18 protein-coding genes and 2 pseudogenes are annotated in these 19385 nt (G+C 65.2%); 7 read left to right on the forward strand and 13 right to left on the reverse strand.

Annotated features, from left to right (window positions below):
* Positions 1-107 (forward strand): annotated as a pseudogene (locus EET03_RS04560) (IS982 family transposase); the annotation flags it as partial.
* A gap of 190 nt (positions 108-297) precedes the next feature.
* On the opposite strand, the gene sodC reads toward EET03_RS04560, so the two are convergent.
* The 5 genes and pseudogenes from sodC to EET03_RS04585 all read right to left on the reverse strand — a co-directional run bounded on the left by sodC (position 298) and on the right by EET03_RS04585 (position 5406).
* Positions 298-1134, reverse strand: a complete 837-nt coding sequence (gene sodC / locus EET03_RS04565) for a superoxide dismutase[Cu-Zn] (protein ID WP_075541169.1) — start codon at positions 1132-1134, stop codon at positions 298-300.
* Between the two features lie 72 nt (positions 1135-1206).
* Positions 1207-2329: pseudogene (locus tag EET03_RS32905) on the reverse strand (ADP-ribosylglycohydrolase family protein).
* A gap of 69 nt (positions 2330-2398) precedes the next feature.
* Positions 2399-3949, reverse strand: coding sequence for an MFS transporter (locus EET03_RS04575; RefSeq protein ID WP_082274438.1), 1551 nt, complete (start codon positions 3947-3949; stop codon positions 2399-2401).
* Between the two features lie 36 nt (positions 3950-3985).
* Positions 3986-5092, reverse strand: a complete 1107-nt coding sequence (locus EET03_RS04580) for a PPE family protein (protein WP_075541129.1) — start codon at positions 5090-5092, stop codon at positions 3986-3988.
* A 14-nt stretch (positions 5093-5106) separates the two neighbouring features.
* Positions 5107-5406, reverse strand: coding sequence for a PE family protein (locus tag EET03_RS04585; protein ID WP_063470011.1), 300 nt, complete (start codon positions 5404-5406; stop codon positions 5107-5109).
* Positions 5407-5477: 71 nt separating this feature from the next.
* Between EET03_RS04585 and EET03_RS04590 the strand changes: the two genes are divergently transcribed.
* Positions 5478-5705 (forward strand): hypothetical protein, encoded by a 228-nt coding sequence (locus EET03_RS04590; RefSeq protein WP_075541130.1) that lies wholly within the window; start codon positions 5478-5480, stop codon positions 5703-5705.
* A gap of 93 nt (positions 5706-5798) precedes the next feature.
* Here EET03_RS04590 and EET03_RS04595 read toward each other — a convergent pair whose 3' ends face one another.
* From EET03_RS04595 to EET03_RS32290, 3 genes are read right to left on the reverse strand one after another with little or no spacing between them, the layout of a single operon-like run.
* On the reverse strand, positions 5799-6896 hold the full coding sequence (locus tag EET03_RS04595; RefSeq protein WP_082274439.1) for a glycosyltransferase family 2 protein: 1098 nt from the start codon (positions 6894-6896) through the stop codon (positions 5799-5801).
* Positions 6897-6905: 9 nt separating this feature from the next.
* Positions 6906-8042: an aminotransferase class I/II-fold pyridoxal phosphate-dependent enzyme gene (locus tag EET03_RS04600; RefSeq protein ID WP_075541132.1), complete on the reverse strand. Its 1137-nt coding sequence runs from the start codon at positions 8040-8042 to the stop codon at positions 6906-6908.
* 14 nt (positions 8043-8056) lie between these two features.
* Positions 8057-8188, reverse strand: a complete 132-nt coding sequence (locus EET03_RS32290; RefSeq protein WP_279637611.1) for a hypothetical protein — start codon at positions 8186-8188, stop codon at positions 8057-8059.
* Positions 8189-8281: 93 nt separating this feature from the next.
* Here EET03_RS32290 and EET03_RS04605 point away from each other — a divergent pair, with 93 nt between their 5' ends.
* Positions 8282-9493 carry an Rv1453 family transcriptional regulator gene (locus EET03_RS04605; RefSeq protein ID WP_063470015.1) on the forward strand — a complete coding sequence of 404 codons (1212 nt, stop codon included), beginning with the start codon at positions 8282-8284 and terminating at the stop codon, positions 9491-9493.
* 106 nt (positions 9494-9599) lie between these two features.
* Here EET03_RS04605 and EET03_RS04610 read toward each other — a convergent pair whose 3' ends face one another.
* Both EET03_RS04610 and EET03_RS04615 read right to left on the reverse strand, forming a co-directional pair.
* Positions 9600-11387: an N-acyl-D-amino-acid deacylase family protein gene (locus EET03_RS04610; protein WP_075541133.1), complete on the reverse strand. Its 1788-nt coding sequence runs from the start codon at positions 11385-11387 to the stop codon at positions 9600-9602.
* A 304-nt stretch (positions 11388-11691) separates the two neighbouring features.
* The gene (locus tag EET03_RS04615) at positions 11692-13404 is read right to left on the reverse strand and encodes a PPE family protein (RefSeq protein ID WP_099193980.1); all 1713 of its coding nucleotides are present in this window, start codon (positions 13402-13404) and stop codon (positions 11692-11694) included.
* A 343-nt stretch (positions 13405-13747) separates the two neighbouring features.
* Between EET03_RS04615 and EET03_RS04620 the strand changes: the two genes are divergently transcribed.
* Entirely contained in the window at positions 13748-15400 is a 1653-nt protein-coding gene (locus tag EET03_RS04620; protein ID WP_075541171.1) for an amidohydrolase, read from the forward strand.
* 30 nt (positions 15401-15430) lie between these two features.
* On the opposite strand, the gene EET03_RS04625 is transcribed toward EET03_RS04620, so the two are convergent.
* Positions 15431-15739 carry a WhiB family transcriptional regulator gene (locus EET03_RS04625; RefSeq protein ID WP_063470018.1) on the reverse strand — a complete coding sequence of 103 codons (309 nt, stop codon included), beginning with the start codon at positions 15737-15739 and terminating at the stop codon, positions 15431-15433.
* A 371-nt stretch (positions 15740-16110) separates the two neighbouring features.
* Positions 16111-16263 carry a hypothetical protein gene (locus tag EET03_RS30040; protein ID WP_167470582.1) on the reverse strand — a complete coding sequence of 51 codons (153 nt, stop codon included), beginning with the start codon at positions 16261-16263 and terminating at the stop codon, positions 16111-16113.
* Positions 16264-16382: 119 nt separating this feature from the next.
* On the opposite strand from EET03_RS30040, the gene EET03_RS04630 reads away from it, so the two are divergent.
* From EET03_RS04630 to EET03_RS04640, 3 genes are all read left to right on the forward strand, one after another.
* Positions 16383-17201: a hypothetical protein gene (locus tag EET03_RS04630; protein WP_075541135.1), complete on the forward strand. Its 819-nt coding sequence runs from the start codon at positions 16383-16385 to the stop codon at positions 17199-17201.
* An 80-nt stretch (positions 17202-17281) separates the two neighbouring features.
* Positions 17282-17857 carry an ECF RNA polymerase sigma factor SigD gene (gene sigD / locus EET03_RS04635; RefSeq protein WP_075541136.1) on the forward strand — a complete coding sequence of 192 codons (576 nt, stop codon included), beginning with the start codon at positions 17282-17284 and terminating at the stop codon, positions 17855-17857.
* A complete protein-coding gene (locus EET03_RS04640) occupies positions 17850-18734 on the forward strand; it encodes an anti-sigma-D factor RsdA (RefSeq protein WP_075541137.1) in 885 nt (294 codons plus the stop codon). The genes sigD and EET03_RS04640 overlap by 8 nt, the downstream gene beginning before the upstream one ends.
* A gap of 22 nt (positions 18735-18756) precedes the next feature.
* On the opposite strand, the gene EET03_RS04645 is transcribed toward EET03_RS04640, so the two are convergent.
* Positions 18757-19170 (reverse strand): DUF5319 domain-containing protein, encoded by a 414-nt coding sequence (locus tag EET03_RS04645; protein ID WP_075541138.1) that lies wholly within the window; start codon positions 19168-19170, stop codon positions 18757-18759.
* Positions 19171-19385 lie beyond the last annotated feature (215 nt).

A 19385-nucleotide genomic window follows, 5' to 3' on the forward strand; every position in this document is an offset into this window, starting at 1 on the left:
TCTACGCCCGCGTCGCCCAGCGCCTCCTCGCCCTTGCCGCTGTGATCTGGCACAACTGGAAGATCAACAGCCCAGTCAAGAGGTCACTGATCGCCTACGACCACTGACCAAGGTTGGGAATTACTCATCTAGTTCGCCTCTGACGAGACACCCCCTGGCCTTCACCAGGGGGTGTCTCGCTTTCACGTGGCGATGGGACAAAGCTCCGCGAGACTGAAAGGACGCACATCCGCGTCGGCGTGTCTTCGCAGCGGTTTACGTGTCGCGGTGGGCTACGCCGGATTTCCGGTGAGCGCGTCAGCCGCTGGGTGGAAGGCTGGGAGTCGTTACGGTGCTGGTCGGAGCGGACGTGACGGTCGGGACGCTGGTGACCGTGACGGTGCTCGTGCTCGTTGACGGCGATGGCACGACGGTCGTGGTGGTGACCGTGCTGACGGTAGGTGTGGCCGTGGTGGACGAGGTGACGGTGGGTATAGACGATGTAGTTGTCGTGGCCGCCGGGGCGATCACGCCGCAGGCCACCCGCTTACCCGAATCACCAGTGGCCAACGTCTCTTCGTCCGGGCCCGGTGTGCCGTTCTTCTGGGTGTAGCGGGCGGGAGGAATATTGCCGAAGTTATCCGGGTCCTGGTGAATGATCAGTGCGGCGCCCGAGCCATTTCGCAGGTCCGCCGCGGTGAACGAGTTCGAGGTGGTGACGAGTTTCGCCGTGCCGTCGGAGCGCACTTCCAAGGAAGTCAGGTCGCCGCTGGCGGGATAGCCGGTGTGACCCGGCGCCTGGTAATGGCCCCCCGCGGAGTTGAAGTCGCCGGACGCGCCTCCCGTCGGTGCCACCGAATTGGTCTCGCATTTGCCCACCGAGTGGATGTGGAGCCCGTGGAAACCGGGGGTCAGGATCTGGTTGGGGACCGTTTCTAAGGTCAGCGTCACGAAGCCGTTGGCGAAATCGAAGGTGGCGTTGGCCACCAGAGTTCCGTCGGCGCTCTTCAACTGTGTGGTCATCCGCTCGGTGCCGGGTGGCGGGGCGGTCAGCGGCGACGTATTGGGCTGGGTGGTGTTCTGGTTGGTGCACGCACCTATCGGTGCGATGGCCGCGGTAAGCACCGCCGCCACGTAGGCCGCAGGTCTTTTCAAGCCCTTCATGGCCTGCGCTTACCCGGATTAGCCAACGCCAAACGAACGACTCGGGGTAGCGGCTGTAACCGCTCAATATCCCGGATACTTCTGCCAGATGCGCTCGGTGTCGGCGTCGGGCAAGGCGTACTCGGAGAGATGCCAGTCCGCATAGTCGTAGAGGTCGTCGGCGATCTCGCTGATGACGTCGCGAAGTTCCAGCGGTTCCAGCCATTCGCTGGAAATGGCGTCCACGCCGAGCGCCGCGCCCAGGAGGTTGCCGGCAATCGAGCCCGTCGAATCCGAGTCGCCGTCGTGGTTGACCGCCGCCACGACGCCGTCGGCGAACGAATCCGCTACCAGCGCGCAGTACAACCCGATGGCCAGCGCCTCCTCGGCCACCCAGCCCTGGCCCCAACCCGGCTACAGCCTCATGGGCCTCATGGCGGCGTCCGCCGCGACGTGCCGCAGCCTCGGCGGCCTCGACCGCGGCGAGGGTTTCGTCGTGGTCACCGAACTCGACGAGGATGCGCTTGGCCTCCGGCAGCGCCTCCGCCAGCGGCATCCCTCGGACCAGCTGGTAGATGAGCGCCGAAAAGACCCCGGCCGACAACGAACCCGTGGGGTGACCGTGTGTCAGGGCCGCAAGTTCGGTACCGATCCGGAATGCCAGCCGCGTGGTCGCTTCGGGCCGCCGCGAGACGAACAGCCCTACCGGCGCCACCCGCATGACACCGCCACAGCCCTTACTGTCGTTGTCTGCGGGCTCGCCGAGACTGCGTATCCCGCGAAGTGCCGAAATACAGGTATTGCCGGGCGCGCGCTGGCTGTGCAGCCGGCGTTGCTGATAGAGCCAGCCCGGCTGGCCTTCACCGAACGGCTCGCCGATCCCGACTGCATGCACGGGAGATTCACCTTGGGTGCGCAGCCAGCGCAGATACGCGTTGGCCGTTACCCCGGCATACGTCGACAAGCCCCGCAGACATCCGCGAACCCAGTACCGCAGCAGCCCTTCGGCGGTGAACAGGGTCATCTGGGTGTCGTCGGTCACCATGGCGACTCCGCCGTAGGCGGGCGCATACGCGGTGATCCCCTCCGGGCCGAACTGCGCCAGGATCTGCTCGCGGGTGTGGAATTCGACCGGCGCGCCCAACGCGTCGCCCACCGCTCCGCCGAGCAGGCAGCCACGCAACCGTTCCCGCTCGTCGACAGTCATGCTCGCCCACGCTAGCGGAGCCGGCCGTACCCCGCCGGTCAATCCGGCGGGGTACGGCCGCACCACCCGTCATGCGCTTCGATCTGCTCGATTCCGTGGCAGCAGCACCCAGACGGCGACCGCCGCGGCCACCGGTATCAGTGCCATGGCCAGGCTGGTGGTGCGCAATGCCGAGGCAATGAGCTCCTGGGTGTCTGCCAAGACCCGATGCGCCAACTCCGGGTTGAGTGTCGCGAGGCTGCCGAGGTGGCCCCCGCCGTTCGAGCGCGATGCCTCCAACGCGTTGGCGGCTTGAGCGGGAGAGATACCCAAGCCGGCCAGCCGCTCCCGGGCCCGTGCGGCGTAGAACGTGGTGGTCAGCAGGGTAACCACGGTGGGGCCCAGGGAGTAGAAGGATTGGCCGGCCCCTGGTTTGACCGACGACACCGATCCCTCCAGCCCCGGCGGGGCATAGCTCATCATGATGCTGGCCTGCGGGGGCTCGACCATGGCAACCCCGACGCTCAGCGTCACCACGCCCAAGCCGATCACCGGCAGGGATGTGCTCACCCCGAAGGTGGCGAACATGCAGCTGGCCAGGGTGAGCAGTCCCAGACCCCACAGCATGGTGGTACGTGCCGAAGTCCGCATCATCATGCGACCGCCCAGGACGGCTGCGGGTGCTTGCACCGCGGCGGCCAGCACCAGCAGTAGGCCCAGCACCGTTGGTGAAAACCCGCGGACCACGGTGGTGTAGTAGCCCAGCAGGAGCACCCGGCCGGCCAGCAGGAAGTTGAAGGCCAATCCGGTGATGACCGCGGCATTGAAGGGGCCGGCCCGGAAGATCCGCAGGTCCAGCGCCGGCTGGTCGGTGTGCTGCTCCCACCAGACGAAGAAGACTCCGGCGCCCAGGCCGATCAGCAGCGGCGGCACGGCCGCGCCGGGGCCATGAGCGAGGCGGGACAGTCCGTAGACGAGGCTGACCATCATGAGGCCGGCTGCGCCGATGCCGGGGTAGTCGATCCGGCGGCCCTGGATACGGAATGTCTCGGGGACGAAGCGCAGCGTGATGGGGATGGTGATCAACGCCGCGGCCGGGGCAACGACCAATGCCCAGCGCCACCCCAGCGACTCGACCAGGATGTCGCCGATCAGTGGTAGCGGCGCGCCGGCCAGGAATGCCGTTCCGAGGAAGAGGCTGATGGCCTTGCCTCGCTGTGCGGGCGGGAAGGTGGCGTTGATGATTGCCAGGGAGAGCCCCAGCAGAAAGGCGAAACCCACACCGGTCAGCGCACGGGTGATCATCAGGATCACCGCGTTGGGCGAGAGCGCAGCGAGCAGACCGCTGACGATCACGCCGGCCAGGCCCAGTAGATACATCCGGCGTTTGCCGTAGATGTCGCCCAGCGTGCCGGCGCCGAGGATGGTGGCGGCCAGAGTCAGCGTGGCCAGACTCGCGGTGAATCCGGCGGCGGCGGTACTCATATGCAGGCCCTCGCGCACCGGCACCAGGCTGCTGGAGAAGATGGCCGGGTCGGCACCGGTGATGGCGAAGCCCAGACCCATGGCCAACACGGTCATCCATTGGGCGAACGTCAGCTTGTCCTGGGCCGACCGGGTTTGCGTGTCGAGCGCGGTCATGGGGTTCCTCCGTTTTGACGTGTGGGGTGGGTCGGGTTAACCGGCGGCGGGCGAGCCGACGATCACGAAGCGCTGCGCAAGGCCGTATCGGGATGCGCTACCGCTGGTCGTGTTGGCGGCTCTGCCCGCCGCTGGCAGACCGCCCAGCATGGGGGCTGCCGCATCCGGTGCAATCTGGGAAGTGGACGCTAGCCCGGTGTTCGGCAATGCCGTGGCCGCGTGGCTGATGTTCGGGGCTGCGGCGCCCCAACTGTGTGGTACCGACAACGCCCCGATCGAACCGGCCCGGCCCATACCCGCAGACACCATCCCCATCCGGCCCAGGCCCGGCATCTTGATCGGAAAGCTGGTGGCCGCCTGCGCCAGCGGTCCCGCGGCCTGTGCTGCGACCTGCCCCATCGACATGAACGACCTCAGGACCGACGTGATGGACATCGTCGCCGACGTACTGCCCATGACGACCTCGACCGGGGTCAGCATCCCTTCTTCCACCGTGACCACCCCGGCGATCAACGGACGGGTGGCGAACCACTTCAGCAACGGCGGCACGGTGCTGATCAACTGCGACAACTTCATCGCGTTGCTGGCGGCCGCTTGACTGGCTGTCCGGCCGGCCGCGTGGGCGACCTCCGGCGCTACGGCGAACGGGGTCAATCGGGTTGCGGCCGCCGCGGCGGCGGCGTAGCCGTACATCGCGGCGGCGTCTTGGGCCCACATCGTGGCGTAGTGGGCCTCGGTGGCCGCGATCGCCGGGGTGTTCTGGCCCAGGACGTTGGTCGCTACCAGCGCCATCAGCAGCGCGCGGTTGGCCGCGATCTCCGCCGGCGGCACCGTCATCGCGAACGCCGCATGGTAGGCGGCCGCGGCTGCGGTGGCCTGCCCGGCGGTCGCCTCGGCCTGCCCTGCCGTGACGTTCAGCCACGCCAGGTAGGGGGCGGTCGCGGTCGCCATCGCCACCGATGCGGCACCCTGCCAGGGCCCGCCGACAAGCCCCGAGATCACCGACCAGCACCGAGCGGCGGTGGAGTACAACTCGGCGGACAGCCCGTCCCAGGCCGCCGCCGCAGCCAGCAGCGGCCCGGAACCGACCCCGGCATACATGCGCGCGGAGTTGATCTCCGGCGGCAAAGCTGCGTAGTCCATCGCGGCCCCCTCGCTCAGCCGAACGCAGCGGTGTTGGCGGCTTCGGCGGCGCCGTACGAGGCGGCGCTGGTGCCCAACGTGGTCACCAACTGGTCGTGAATGGCCGCGGCGTGGGCGCTGATCTCCCGGTACAGGACGGCGTGCGCGGCGAACTGAGCGGCGATCAGCGCGGAAACCTCGTCGGCAGCGGGTGGCACGACCGCGGTGGTCGTGGCTGTCGCGGCCGCGTTGTGCGCGTTCATCGCCGAGCCGATACCCAGCAAATCGGCTGCTGCGGCCACCAGCGCCGGTGGCTGAGTGGTCACGAAAGACATGCGCTTACCTCCCTCTGAGTTGACCTGTGAGCTGGTCCCTGAACTGGCCGTGTACTGGCCAAGTGCTATCTATGATCGAGACCACAGCACCGCCGCCCAAGGGCGAAATGACCCAACCCACCTCGATGGATGGTGCAAAAGTGTGCGCACATCGCGCCATCGGCGCCGACGTGGTCGCCGCCCGCGGATGCCGCGGGCCTGGGCCCACGCCCCTGCGGTGTCTGGTCCGGTTGCAGGAATCCTCGGACTTCGTTGTCACGCTCGATGCGGCCTATCCGGCCGCCGCTACCAACCCGTAGCGCCCCACTGCGATTCATTACCGCTACATCGCCTGCCGCGCGGCGCTAGGGTGATTTCCGGTTCATACCGGAATCCGTGCCACTACCCAAGTCTCATGGCAAAGACCCCAAATATGTTGGCTCGCTTAGGACCGTCGGTCCCGCCCGAGTGCCGGTCCCGACACTGTCGACCACGCGTTGTTCCGCAGTGTGCCCTGCCGGCAATGCGTCCCTGCGCCCGAACGGCGGCGTCGTGGCTGTCCGGCGAAGCTTGGCGCGCAACTTCGACAACGTGAATCGATGGTTCTCGCCGTCGTAATAGAACCGCACCGGGCGGAATAGCAAATACACCAGCAGCAGAATGGCCATCGTCAGCAGCGCCGTCCAGATCTTGACGCCATGGGCCTTTGTCGTCCTGGTATACCGTGTGATGTACCGGTAAAAGTCAAGCGCCGGGGCTTCCAACCGCCGGCCCGATATGCCTGCAACCATTGTCGGCTCGTACGCAATCTTCAAATCGTTCTTGAACAAGGTCAGGGCCAGGTCGATATCTTCGTGCAGTAGATCTTCGGGATCCCGATGGGCCAGCTGACGGATCGCCCGCCACGCCGAGTTCCGGATTGCCATATTGGCGCCCAGGAGAAACCGCTGATCTGTTGAGTGCCGTTCCAGATAGCTGCGAATCCGGCGGTCTCCCCAGAAACCGAGCCTTTGCAAAGGCATGTCATGGTAGAAAACCGGACCGGTCGCCGCGGCCACGGCCGGACTGGCGAATCGGCGGCGAATTGTCTCTACCCAGTCGTCGGCGATGATGGTATCGGCATCGATGCGGCCGATGACATCGCTGCGCGCATGGTCGAATCCATGGTTGCGTGTCGGAATGAGCCCTTGATGCTCATTCTGTTCGAGCAGGCGGATGTTGAGCTGTCGGTGGTGTCTTTGATATCGGCGCACCACCGCCAGGGTATCGTCGGTCGATTTGTTGTTGACCACGATTATCTCGTCGGGCGCGGATGTCTGGGCAATGCATGATTCCAGGCATCGGCCGATAATACGGGCCTCATTATAGGCAGGGATAACTATCGCCACGGACGGCCGCGGCGACACGACGGCGGGCCGGATTTCCGCGACAATCGGAGGTCGGAAGGTGGACAGCCGTCCGCCGTGACAGTCATCCCGTCCGCGCGTCAATACCAACTGTGGAGCGTTCACGACATCTTCCTAACCAAAAGAGATCTTGCCGAGATCAAGCAAATTGCTGGTCGCCTCCAGGAACTGGTCGTTTTCGTGTGGCAATCCAGCGGAAACGCGTAGATAGTGCGATAAACCCACATCGCCGAGAAAGATGCCCGCGTTTGCATAGGCTTCCCAGACTGCATGCGCATCATCCAATTTCCCCAGGAGGAAAAAGCTGGTGTCGCTGTGGGGAATGTCGAATCCTGCCAGCTGAAGGCCGGTGACCATCCGGTCACGTTCCAGCAGAAGCTCGGGAACTTTAGCCAGGATCTCGTCGGCGCGATCAATGATCACCGCTGCCGCAGCTTGTGTCATCGATGACACGTGGTACGGAAGTCGAGTTGCCAGCAGCGTATTAATAATGTCCGGGGCAGCTATCATGTAGCCTAATTTGCCGCCGGCGAACGTGAACGCCTGGCTCAGGGTCCGGCAGATCGCAATCTTGTCCGGGTAGCGGTGTATGAGCTGGACCGCACTGTCTTTGGTTGACATTTCGATGAAGGCCTCGTCAATAACAAGTATTCCGGACCGTAAGCGGGACAGCACTTCCTCGAACATGTCCATGCTGAAGCTGTCGCCCGTGGGATTGTTCGGATTCGCGATCACCACGACATCGGGCTGGCATCTTTCTATGGCGGTGAGGGCCGCGTCCATGTCGCGCTGCGGAAAAGCCCGGGGCGGCACGCTCCTCCATTGGGTGCCGACCGCTTCCGCGATCGTCGGGAAATATCTGTACGACGGTTCCAGCCCCAGTACGGTTCCCCCCGGCCCGGCGAATGCGCGAAAGATCTGCTGCAGTATTTCGTTGCAACCATTGGCAACCCAGATATTTTCAGGCGACACTGCGCTACGCCCATGATTGGAGATGTATTCGGCCAATTTCGTTCGTAACACGGTCGCGTTACTGTCGGGATAGGTGTTGATGGCTGCGATTTGGCCTCGGACCGCTTCGATGACCGCGTTCTGGATGTGTGGTGCCAATGGGTACGGGTTGACCGGACAATGCAAGCCGATCCCGCCATATCCGAGTGAGGCCGGAACGGGACGTCTGAGTATGTGAACTCGGTCCGGTGGTGTCGCCGAATCGCCGGGAATGTGCAGCGGAAGTGATGTGGTTTTCATATTTCCCCATTGGATTACTCGGCGGCGGTCGGAAAGACCTCGGTGGCGGAGCGGCCGCCATCACACAATGCGCGCTCGTCGCCGTGCCCGGCAAGTTGCTCACCACCGCCGCAGACGGCTATGGCTGCCGACGATCTGTGATCCATCATCGTTATCGGGCCGTTGCCGTCCAAGGGCTAAACTTCCCAATCCGGCTGGCAAATGGTGCAAAAGTGTGCACACGGGTTTAGGGTGGGTGGGTGGTATGGCAAAGTCCGTCGCCGCAGGTATGCGAGATGATTCGGCAGGGAGCGCGGATTGTCCTCAACGCTCCCCCGGAGTGGTTTGACGAATACGACCGGCAAACCATGGCGGCCAACCCGTCGATAGCCGACGATCCCGTTCTGGCAGCGGCCGCCCGACGAAGCATTCGATCCAGCCTGATGCATTGGGCCGCAGCGAATGTCAGCAACCCGGGCGCTCCAGTGCCGCCCAATGTGGGACCCGAGCCGCTGAGTATCGCCCGGGACATGGCGCGCCGCGGCCTGGAGCCGTTCACATTCCGTCCGGCACTGACCGTGGGCTGGCGGCTCTGGATGGATATCGGCTTCAAGCTCGCCTCCGACCCCGACGAGCTGCGCGAGCTGCTCGACGTGTCCTTTCGGTCCATCAGCAATTTCATCGACGCCACGGCTGCCGGCATCGCCGCCCAGGTGCAACAGGAACGCGACGAATTGGCCCGCGGCACTCATGCCGAGCGCCGCGAAGTGACCGCGCTGATCCTCGACGGCGCCCCGATCAGCCGCCAGCGTGCCGAAGCGCGATTGGGCTACGCCCTCAACCGCGCCCACATCGGCGCGGTCATCTGGAGCGACGAACCCGACGGCGACCTCAGCCAGCTTGACCGCGTCGCTGACGCCTTCGGCGACGCCGCCGGTTTCGCGCGGCCACTGACCGTGATCGCGAGTGCGGCCACCCGTTGGGTTTGGGTGCCCGAGTCCGCCCTCGATGTCGAGCTGGTTCGCCGGGCGGTCGAGGGCACTCCCGGCGCGCGAATCGCCATCGGCACAATCGCGAAGGGAATCGAGGGCTTCCGGCGCAGCCACCTCGAGGCGCTCACCACCCAGCGCATGGTGGCCGGGCTGCAATCCCGACAGCGGGTAGCGTTTTTCGCCGACGTCCAGTTGATCGCATTGATCACTCAAAACCGGGAAGCCGCAGAGGTATTCATCAAAAACACGCTGGGGGACTTCGAGTCGGCCGGGCCCGAGCTGCACAAGACGGTGCTGACGTACATCAACGAGCAGTGCAGCGTCGGGCGCACCACGAAACTTCTTTACACGCACCGCAACACGTTGCTGCGTCGACTCGAGCGCGCTGAGCAACTCCTGCCTCGACCCCTGGAGCACAGCAGCGTTCACGTCGCCGTCGCACTCGAGCTCCTGCAATGGCGCGGCAAACCGGCCACGTAGGACTGACATAGGAATGGACCCGGGGCGCCGAGCGTCGTCCCAGACCGCCGGCTGACATGTGAGGTCTCTTTTCTGGTCTCTTCTGGTCGCTTTGGTGGGGCGGGCGTTAACCGGGTGCGCTGTGGGTGGACGGCAGAAACGTCCCGTAGGCGGCAGACTGCCCGAGATCGGTGGCATATCCTGATGTTTGGGTGTAAGCGGTGCGGCCGTTGATGAGCACGGCGTGCACGGCGTCGTCGTTGCGGTTGACCACGCGGTCCAGCCCGAAGGCGTCGGGGGCGGGCGCCTCGGAGACCTCGAAGACCTGGTCGGTGAGCCCGTCCGGGTCGACCACCACCACGTCCGCGCGGGCGCCGATGCGCAGCCGGCCGGCCTCGACGCCCCACCAGTCGGCCAGATCCGACGTCAGCTTGCGCACCATCTCGCCGACGGTGATCTTCGGGCGTGGCGATAGTTCGGCCCGCTTGGCCATCGTCAGGGCACGCAGCCCGAAGTTGTAGTTCGCCAGGCTGCGCAAATGCGCACCCGAATCGGCGAATCCAATGTGGGTCCCGGGGCTTGCCAACAAGTCGAGCACGATGTCGGGGCGGTGGTTGCCCACCACGGTGTACCACCGCAACTTGTCCCGCCAGGTGGCGGCCAGATCCAGGAACACCTCGGCGGGGTGCTGTCCGCGCTCGCGGCTGAGGTCTTCGAAGGTGCGACCCACCACCGAGACATCGGGGCAATCGATGATGACGGCATCGTCGAAACGCCGGTTCCACAGGCCGTTCATCATGAATCCGCCCATGTCCTTGATGAACTGGGCCCGGAACTTCGGGTCGGTCAGCAGCGCGTACTGATCGTCGGCGGTGCGCAGGTTCCGCAGTGTGACGCCGCTGCTGAACTCCTCGAAGGCCGCGAAATCCACGCCGTCGCAGAAGATTGTCATCGGGCCGGGCAGTGCTTGAAATCGCATGTCGCCGTTGAGTACTCGATTGGTCAAGAATGCCAGCAGGCGCGACACCCGGTGCAGCATGGGGTTGGACTTGAAGTCCATCGCGGTCAGCAGGCTGGTGCGCAGCGGCCGGCGGCCGATGCCGGCCGCGGTCAACGCGAACGCCAGCACGTTCACCTGTGTTTCGGCATTGGGGGCACTCTGCAGAATGCGGCCCCGCCGGCGCAGCCGCTTGTGCAGCCTGCGGTATTCGCGCCACCTCGCGAACGTCGACGGCAATGGCTCTGCCCAGGCCCGGTCGCCGGCCAGCTTGTCACGACGAGTGGTCATCGTCGACAACCCCAGGAAGCCCTCGTCCAGCGCGTTGTCGAGAATGCGCTCCATTTCGGTCATCTGGGTGCCGCTCGGCCGAAAATGCTTGTCCGTGGCCGCTTCTAGGCCCAGCACCCCGACCCGCAGGTCGCTGTGGCCAAGCATGGCCGCGACGTTGGGGCCCAGCGGCTGCTGTTGAAGCCATTTCCGGTATTCGCCCGGTGTGTTCCATGTCTTGCTCTGCTGCAGAATCGTTTTGATGCCCGAATGCGGGATGGCCTCCACCCGGGCGAACAGGTCCGCCGAATCGTCGGCGTCCACGGTGACCATGCTCAACGAGCAGTTACCGGTAACCACCGTGGTCACCCCGTGCCGTACCGACTCGGGCAGCCCAGGGGCGGTGACGATTTCGGCGTCGTAGTGCGAGTGGATCTCCAGAAAGCCTGGCATGACCCATTTCCCGTCGGCATCGATGACTTCGTCGAAGCTGCCCGGGTTCAGTGCCTGCGCGGACACGTTGATCACCACGCCGTCGGCGATCGCGACGTCACGCACCACCCCTGCCGCGCCGCTGCCGTCGAAAACCAGCCCGCGCGAAATCAAGATTCGTGGACCGGGCTTGCCGCCGGCTGCTGTGGTGTTCATTCGGCTAGATCCTTTCGGCCGGCCCTCGGCGATACCGCCGGGCGCACTGAGCTTTACCCATCACCGTGCTGCTGGCTGGCCGCGTGAGTGGGGTAAGCGAAGTGCTCTTCATGATCGAGGTCGCGGCACCGCCGGCTAAAGGCCACAATGCCCCAATTCGCACGAACGGATGGTGCAAAAGTGTGCACGGCCGGTTTCCCGTTTCCCGGCAACCAACGCCGAACGACCCGAAATCGCGACGCGTTCCGCGACCGCGCCGCCCACGCCGCGCTATGGACCTACCTCGCGATTGGGGCCAACCAGATCAGGTAGCCAAAATGATCAGCCGGCCGAGGCTCAGCAAGCCTGAATTGGCGATCCCGGTGTTGAAGAAGCCCGAGTTGAAACCGCTGAGCATACCGCTAGGGAACGGGCCCATAACGTCGGTGACACCGGTGTTGAAAAAGCCTGAGGTGACGCCGGTGATAAGCGAGCCGCCGGCGGCCGAATTGAAGAAGCCCGAAATACCATGACCGTTGTTCATGGCCGTGTTTCCAAGCCCCGAATTGCCGACACCCGTGTTGGAGAACCCCGAGTTGCCGGTGGCGGCTAAGCCGACCGGACCCTGGTCGGTGGCGCTCCCGACGGCGGTGTTGAGATTGCCCGCATTCCAAAAGCCCGTATTGACGTGGCCCGAGTTGCCGAAGCCCGTGTTTGTCGCGCCGGAGTTGAAGAAGCCGGTGTTGAGGTTGTTCCCATTCCAGCCGCCGGTATTGATCGAACCCGCGTTCCCGAAGCCGGTGTTGAGCAGGCCCGAGTTGGCAAAGCCGACGTTGCCAGCCCCCGCGTTCCCGAAGCCGAGGCTACCGGTGCCTGAGTTCGCAAAGCCGACGCCGTTGAGGTGGCCCGGAAAAACGGTATTGGTGCCGGAACTGAAGAGGCCGATGTTGCCGTCGCCGGAGTTGAAGAAACCGATGTTGTTGGTGCCCGAATTGAACAAGCCGATGTTGCCGCTACCCGAGTTCAGGCCGTCGAAATGGAACTGGCCAGCTGCCGGGTCGTAATACGCGCCGCCGACACCGACCAAATTGTTGCCGGTGAGTCCGAAGCCGATATTGCCGTTGCCGGTGTTCCCGCCGCCGATGTTTCCGTTGCCCAGGTTCCCCAAGCCGAAGTTGCCGTTGCCGGTGTTACCCATGCCCACGTTGTTGTTGCCCGGCGTGGGGGAAAAAGTGAAAAGGTTCGGATTGGACAAGTCGGTCGGTCCACCGTTTCCGAAGCCGATGTTTCCGTTGCCGAAGTTGCCGAAGCCGAAGTTTCCGTTGCCGTGGTTTCCGGCGCCGACGTTGTTGTTGCCGTTGTTTCCGCTGCCGATGTTATTGTGGCCCGGCTGCGGGGGCACGAGCTGGCTGTTTCCCACGCCGCTGTTTCCGAAGCCGATGTTTCCGCTGCCGGTGTTGCCGCTGCCGATGTTGGCGTTGCCCTTGTTGCCGACGCCCAGGCTGGGCAGGTTCTGCAGGAATTGCTGCAATCCACTCGGCAACTGCGCGGCCGCCGTCGACGCCCCGGCGTGATAGCCGGTCATCGCGGCCACGTCCGCGGCCCACATCTGCTCGTACTGTCCCTCGGCGGCCATGATCGCCGGGGCATTGAGTCCCAACCAATTCGACCGGATCAGCTGGATGAACGCCGAGCGGTTGGCCGCCACCGCCAACGGGTGGATCGTTGCCGCGCGCGCGGCCTCGAACGCACCGGCCACGGTCCGTGCCTGTTCGGCGGCACCCGCCGCTTGGGCGCCGGCCGCGCTCAACAACTTCGCATATGGGGCGGCCGCGGCCGTCATCGCCGCCGAGGCCGCACCCTGCCACGACTCAACGGCCAACCCTGAGGTCGCCGACGAAAACGACGACGCCGCCGTCCCCAACTCCGAGGCCAGCCCATCCCAGGCCGCCGCCGCGTCCAGCATCGGCGCCGACCCCGCGCCGGTGAACATCAGCAAAGAATTGATCTCCGGCGGCAACACCATGAAATTGGTCACGATAGTCCCCTGTCAATATCACGCGGAGCTCCACAGGCGACCCGGCGCCGATGCGGGAGCGAGTAACCCGCCACGCACGCTACGCGGACGGCGACGTCAATATTGGCTTTTCGCCAGAATTCCGACCGGAGCGATTCGCTGATCGGAGCGGACGACAAGACCACCTCGACCGAGCTGCACGACCGGTCCGGCGTTCGAGTGTGCCGACAACACTTAGTCCGGCTTAGTTAACTTATTGTGCACCAACATGATTCATGACTCAGCGCCGTCAGTATCGACAACCGAAGTTGCGCGGATCGGTGAATGCCGCACTAAGATGGCTGGCGATCACAAGGAGGTCAACATGATTGGCGAAGCTGACGCCATCTATCTGAACGGTGACATCGTCACGATTGACGATGAGCAGCCAACGGCCGAAGCAGTCGCCATCAAGGACGGTCGCATCGTCGCCGTCGGGGCTTGCGACGACGTTGTACAACAACACCGAGGCCCGCGAACGCGCACCGTCGATCTCGCCGGCAAAACGCTGCTGCCTGGCTTCATCGACCCGCACAGCCACTACATCAATGCGCTCACGGTGGCCAACCAGGTCAATGTGTTCGCGCCACCGGCGGGTCCGGGCGCCGACGTCGACGCCATCGTCGCGGAGCTGAAGAACTTCCGCGACGCGCGCAACATCCCCGAGGGCGAGGTCATCATGGGCTACGGCTACGACGAGACGGTCATGCCCGAGGGCCGCACCCTGCATCGAGAAGACCTCGACAAGGACTTCCCGAACAACCCGGTGATGGTCGGGCACGTGTCGCTGCACGGCGCCGTGCTCAATTCCGCGGCCATGGACAAATACGGCATTTCATCGAGCACCATCACGCCACCGGGCGGGGTGATCGTGCGCAAGGACGGCTCGGACGAACCCGACGGCCTGGTCATGGAAACCGCATTTCTGCCGATCTTCGCCTCGCTGCCCAAACCCACCCGCGAGCAAGAGGTGGAGTGGAGCATCGCCGGCCAAATGCTTTACGCCGCAGCCGGTATCACGACTGCCCACGAGGGGGCGACGCACGCGGCGGACATCGCTGTGATGCAGCGGGCGGCCGCCGGCGGCGCCACCCTCATCGACATTGTCGCCTATCCGTTCATTCTCGATCTCGACGCGGTTCTCGAGGACAACCCGCCCGACACCTTCGGGACCTACCACAACCGCGTCAAGCTCGGTGGCGTCAAAGTCACTCTCGACGGCTCGCCGCAGGGCCGGACCGCGTTCTTCACCACCCCCTACCTCGTCGACGGACCCGACGGACAGCAGAACTGGGCCGGCGAGCTGCCGTTCCCGCAGGAAACCGTCGACTCCTGGTTCAAACGGGTCTACGACCTCGGTGTGCCGCTGAACATCCACGCTAACGGTGACGCCGCCATCGACGTCCTGCTCAAGGCACACGAATACGCCGCTGCCGACGACCTTTCCAAAGACCGCCACACCACGGTCATCCATTCCCAGTTCGTGCGGCGCGACCAGCTCGACAAGTACGTCCAATACAGCCTGATCCCGTCGCTGTTCACTGAGCACGCGTTCTACTTCGGCGACACCCATGTCCGGCTGCGTGGCAGGGAACAGGCGCATTTCCTCAGCCCGATGCGGACGGCGATCGACATGGGCCTGCGCCCGACCAATCACACCGACTTCAACGTCTCGCCCCTCGACCAACTGTTCGTGGTGTGGACGGCGGTCAATCGGGTCTCCCGCAGCGGCGAGGTCATCGGCGCCGATCAGCGTGTCACGGCCCTCGAGGCGCTCAAAGCGATCACCATCAACGCCGCGTATCAGTACCGCGAGGAGCAGTCCAAGGGCTCGATCACGGTTGGCAAACTCGCCGACTTGGTGATCCTGGACAGCAACCCACTCAGCGTCGACCCGATGGACATCAAAGACATCAAGGTCGTCGAGACGATCAAAGAGGGGCGCACGATCTATCGCAGACCGGTCGCCGCCGCGTGACCATCGGTCGAGCTCGAAACGCCGGACCCGTCACGCCGAGCGGCGGATACCCCGGCTGCGTCCGATACCGCCCTTGAGCAGCAGGTCGCGCTCCGATTCGGACAAGCCGCCCCATACGCCGTAGGGCTCGCCCACGTCCAGCGCGTGGGAGCGGCACTGATCGATCACCGGGCAGCGGCGGCACATTTCCTTGGCGCGTTGCTCGCGCAGCATACGGGCGCGGCCGCGCTCGCCGTCGGGATGGAAGAACATCGATGAGTCGACTCCGCGGCACAAACCCTGCAACTGCCAGTTCCAGATGTCGGCATTGGGCCCAGGTAGCTGCTCCGGCTGTGGCATTGCTCATTCCCTCTCTGCACGGCACATCCAAGTGGAGGTTAGGTTCGCGAACGCGCGAGGTGTGCAACTGATACTTCAGAGGAGTCACCGATGACTACCAGACAACGCTAAACGCTAGGGGGACTGCCGAATTTCCGTCAATAGCCCGCGGGAGCGGCCAAATACCTGTGCGTTGGGCGAGAATTAACTCGGTGTTCATCTATCCCGCATTTACCAGCGCCGAAACGTGCTGTCGAGACCGGTTCGGAATCAGATTTCCGCAGCTCACAGCGGTGCTGTGAGCATGCTGTAATTAGCCGAAGGATGGCTGTGAGTAATGTGCGCGTAACACAGAAACCACAAACTTTTTACCACTCAAGGTGTGTGAAACGCTAATGTTCGAACCCTCGATCGGCAGCCGGCGCGTCGTGCGCGCCCTTTTCTCTATTCACCACCACGGGATTCACCACCACGGGATTCACCGACCACGGGATTTCGCCGGCCACGGCGCCGCCGGCCCCGCAGGTGCCGGTCGGGCTAGGCATGCGGATTGGGCTGGCGTGGGCTGCGCTTATGCCACAACGAGGTGGCAATTGCGTCGGTGGATTCGGGCTAGGGTGCAGCTATCACCGTGCAGGAGTCTAGACCCGCTTCGTCGACCGATATGGCGATTGAATCGATTGAGTCGCGGTTAGCCGATGCAGCCTTCGGGAGTAGCCCGGGCAGCTGGCCGCTGCCGACGGCGACGACGCCACGACAGCTGTGGTTGCGCGCCGTGGCCGCCGGGGGACAAGGTCGCTACGGCTCGGCGTACACCGACCTGGAGTCGCTGCGACGCCGCGTCCCGGCGGGCCGCTTGGCGTCGCTGGCGCACAGCACCCAGGGGTCCTTTCTGCGCCAGCTCGGCTGGCACACCCTGGCGCGGGGCTGGGACGGACGCGCCATGGCACTGGCGGAGGCGGATCCGGAGGCCCGCGCCGATGCGCTGATCGGGCTGGCGGCCGACGCGCTGGGCGTCGGCCGCTTCGCCGTCTCGGCGACGTTGTTGACGCGTGCGGACGCGGTGTTCGATACGGCCGGGTTGCCGCCCGACGTGGCGAACCGGCTGGCGGTACGCCGTAGCTGGGTGGCCGCGGAGTTGGCGATGGCCTCAGGTGAGGCGGCGACCGCCGTCGACCACGCGCAGCAAGCGGTCGAGTTGGCGCGGGCGAGGACCGGCGGGTCGGCCAGGCACCAGGTCAAAAGTGAGGTGGTGCTGGCGGCGGCGCTGTGCAGTGCCGGCGCTGCCGGGCGGGCTCGCGGCGTGGGTGAACAGGCGCTGGTAACTACCGGGCGCCTGGGTCTGATTCCGCTGCGCTGGGCGTTGGCTTGCTTGCTGATCGATATCGGGAGTGTCACGTTTTCGACGCGCCAGTTGCGCGAAATTCGTGATATCTGCGCAGATCAAGTACGGCGCGCCGGTGGAACCTGGCGTCCCGCTTGATTCGCCGCTCGACCGTTATTGTCAATCCGTGAGTTAGCCCGGGATGTGTCCGGTTCGTAACGTTGGAGATATCGCCGTCAATGACAATTGAAGGGGAACGTCTCGACGCGGTGGTTGCGGAGGCCGTGGCAGGAGACCGGAACGCACTTCGGGAGGTGCTGGAGACCATCCGTCCGATCGTGGTGCGATATTGCCGGGCGCGTGTCGGCACGATCGAGCGGAGTGGCCTCTCAGCAGACGATGTGGCACAGGAGGTGTGCTTGGCCACCATAACGGCGCTCCCGCGCTATCGGGACCGGGGACGCCCGTTCCTGGCCTTCCTCTACGGCATCGCGGCGCACAAGGTCGCGGACGCTCATCGTGCGGCCGGCCGTGACCTTGCGTACCCCGCCGAGTCGGTTCCGGACCGCCGATCGGCCGACGCCGGCCCCGAACAGCTTGCCATCGAGGCCGATTCGGTGACCCGGATGAACGAATTGCTAGAGATCTTGCCGGCCAAGCAACGGGAGATCCTCATCCTGCGCGTTGTCGTCGGCCTATCCGCCGAGGAGACCGCGGCCGCCGTCGGCAGTACGACGGGAGCGGTCCGGGTGGCCCAGCATCGTGCACTTCAGCGGCTCAAAGACGAAATTGTCGCGGCAGGTGACTATGCGTGATTCCGGTTTCGATCGGCCCGGCTTGGACGAACTGGCCGGCACCGAGCTACTCCTCGACGCGCTCGCCGGCCGCGCCGACGTCACCCTCGACGATCCACACGAAGATGCGCTGGCCGCCCTGCTGGGGCAGTGGCGCGACGATTTGCGGTGGCCACCGGCCAGTGCACTGGTGTCGCCCGATGAGGCCGTCGAGGCGCTGATCGAAGGAATCGCCGAGCGCCGGCGCTCTCGCCGCGCGCTGGCAGCGGTCGGGTCGGTGGCTGCGACGCTGCTCGCGCTCAGTGGGTTCGGTGCGCTGGTGGCCGATGCCCGCCCCGGCGATGCCCTCTACGGGTTGCACGCGATGATGTTCAGCGAGCCGCGGGTCAGCGACGACCCAATTGTGTTGTCCGCCAAGGCCGACCTGGCCAAGGTCGAGCAATTGATCGCCCAGGGGCAGTGGGACCAGGCCGAAACCCAGCTGGCCGAAGTCAGCAGCACCTTGCAGGCCGTCAACGACGGCAGCCGACGGCAGAACCTGCTGAACGAGTTGAACCAGCTGAACACCAAGGTGGAAAAGCGCGATCCCAACGCGACTTTGCCACCGACCCCGTCGCCCCGGTCCGTGCTTTCCAGGGTCCTTGCCCCGAGTGACTCCCCGGTGACCTCGTCGGCCCCGCCGGCTCCCGACACCGAGCCGGCAGCGACATCAGGGGCACCGGAATCGACGGCGCCGACCAGTCCGGTCACGTCCGAGATGTCCACCGGTAGCCCGGCACCAACGTCGAAGCCGACGACCAGTCCGTCGCCGCCGCCGCCCACCAGCACGCCGGTGTCTCCGGCTGCGGGCCCAACGGAACCCGGCTCATCGCCGGCACCGGCCGGGGAGCCAGGCTAGAAGAAGCTAGCGGGCGGACCGCCTAGTGACGGCGGTGGAACCCGTCTGCGTCTGACGTCGCTTCGTTGAGCGAGGCGTCGGCGTATCCGCGGCAGTAATCCCAGGTGACGTAGGCGTCCGGCTCGGGATCGTAGGCCGGCTCGTGCGGGCGGACGGTGCCGTCGATGAGCAGCTGCAGCAGGTTGGCGCGCAGCATGTCCCAGTCGTGGTAGTGGTCCTGCTGGCACTCGTCGCAGCAGACCACCAGGCCGCGAATCCCCTTGTTCGCCAGTAGAGCTTCGTAGACGGCGAGGTCGGCCAGGTCAGCCTCTACCGCCAGCCGCTCCTGCTGATCGAGGGGTTGGCCGGGTTCGACGGCCTCCAGCGCCGCCGACGGGTCACAGGGGTCGTCGGCAAACGGATCGGGCGGCAAACCCGGCGGCAGGTGGTCGCGCACGCTTCTACACTACGCAGCCAGGCGGCCATCGCGCCAGAAATTGAGTGGGCGCGCCGTACGGGTCGGACCCGGCCACGCCGCAAGCTGCGCGCCGAGTACGGCTGTTGGCCGGTTCGGCCTCGCCGCCGCTACGCGGTTACAGGGATCGCCATCTCACGCCGCTTCGCGGCCTGCGTCGTCGCCCGGGCGGGAGCCGATAGGATGGGTTTCTCACT

Origin of the sequence: Mycobacterium innocens, assembly GCF_900566055.1 — a bacterium.
In the GTDB taxonomy this organism is placed as follows: domain Bacteria; phylum Actinomycetota; class Actinomycetes; order Mycobacteriales; family Mycobacteriaceae; genus Mycobacterium; species Mycobacterium innocens.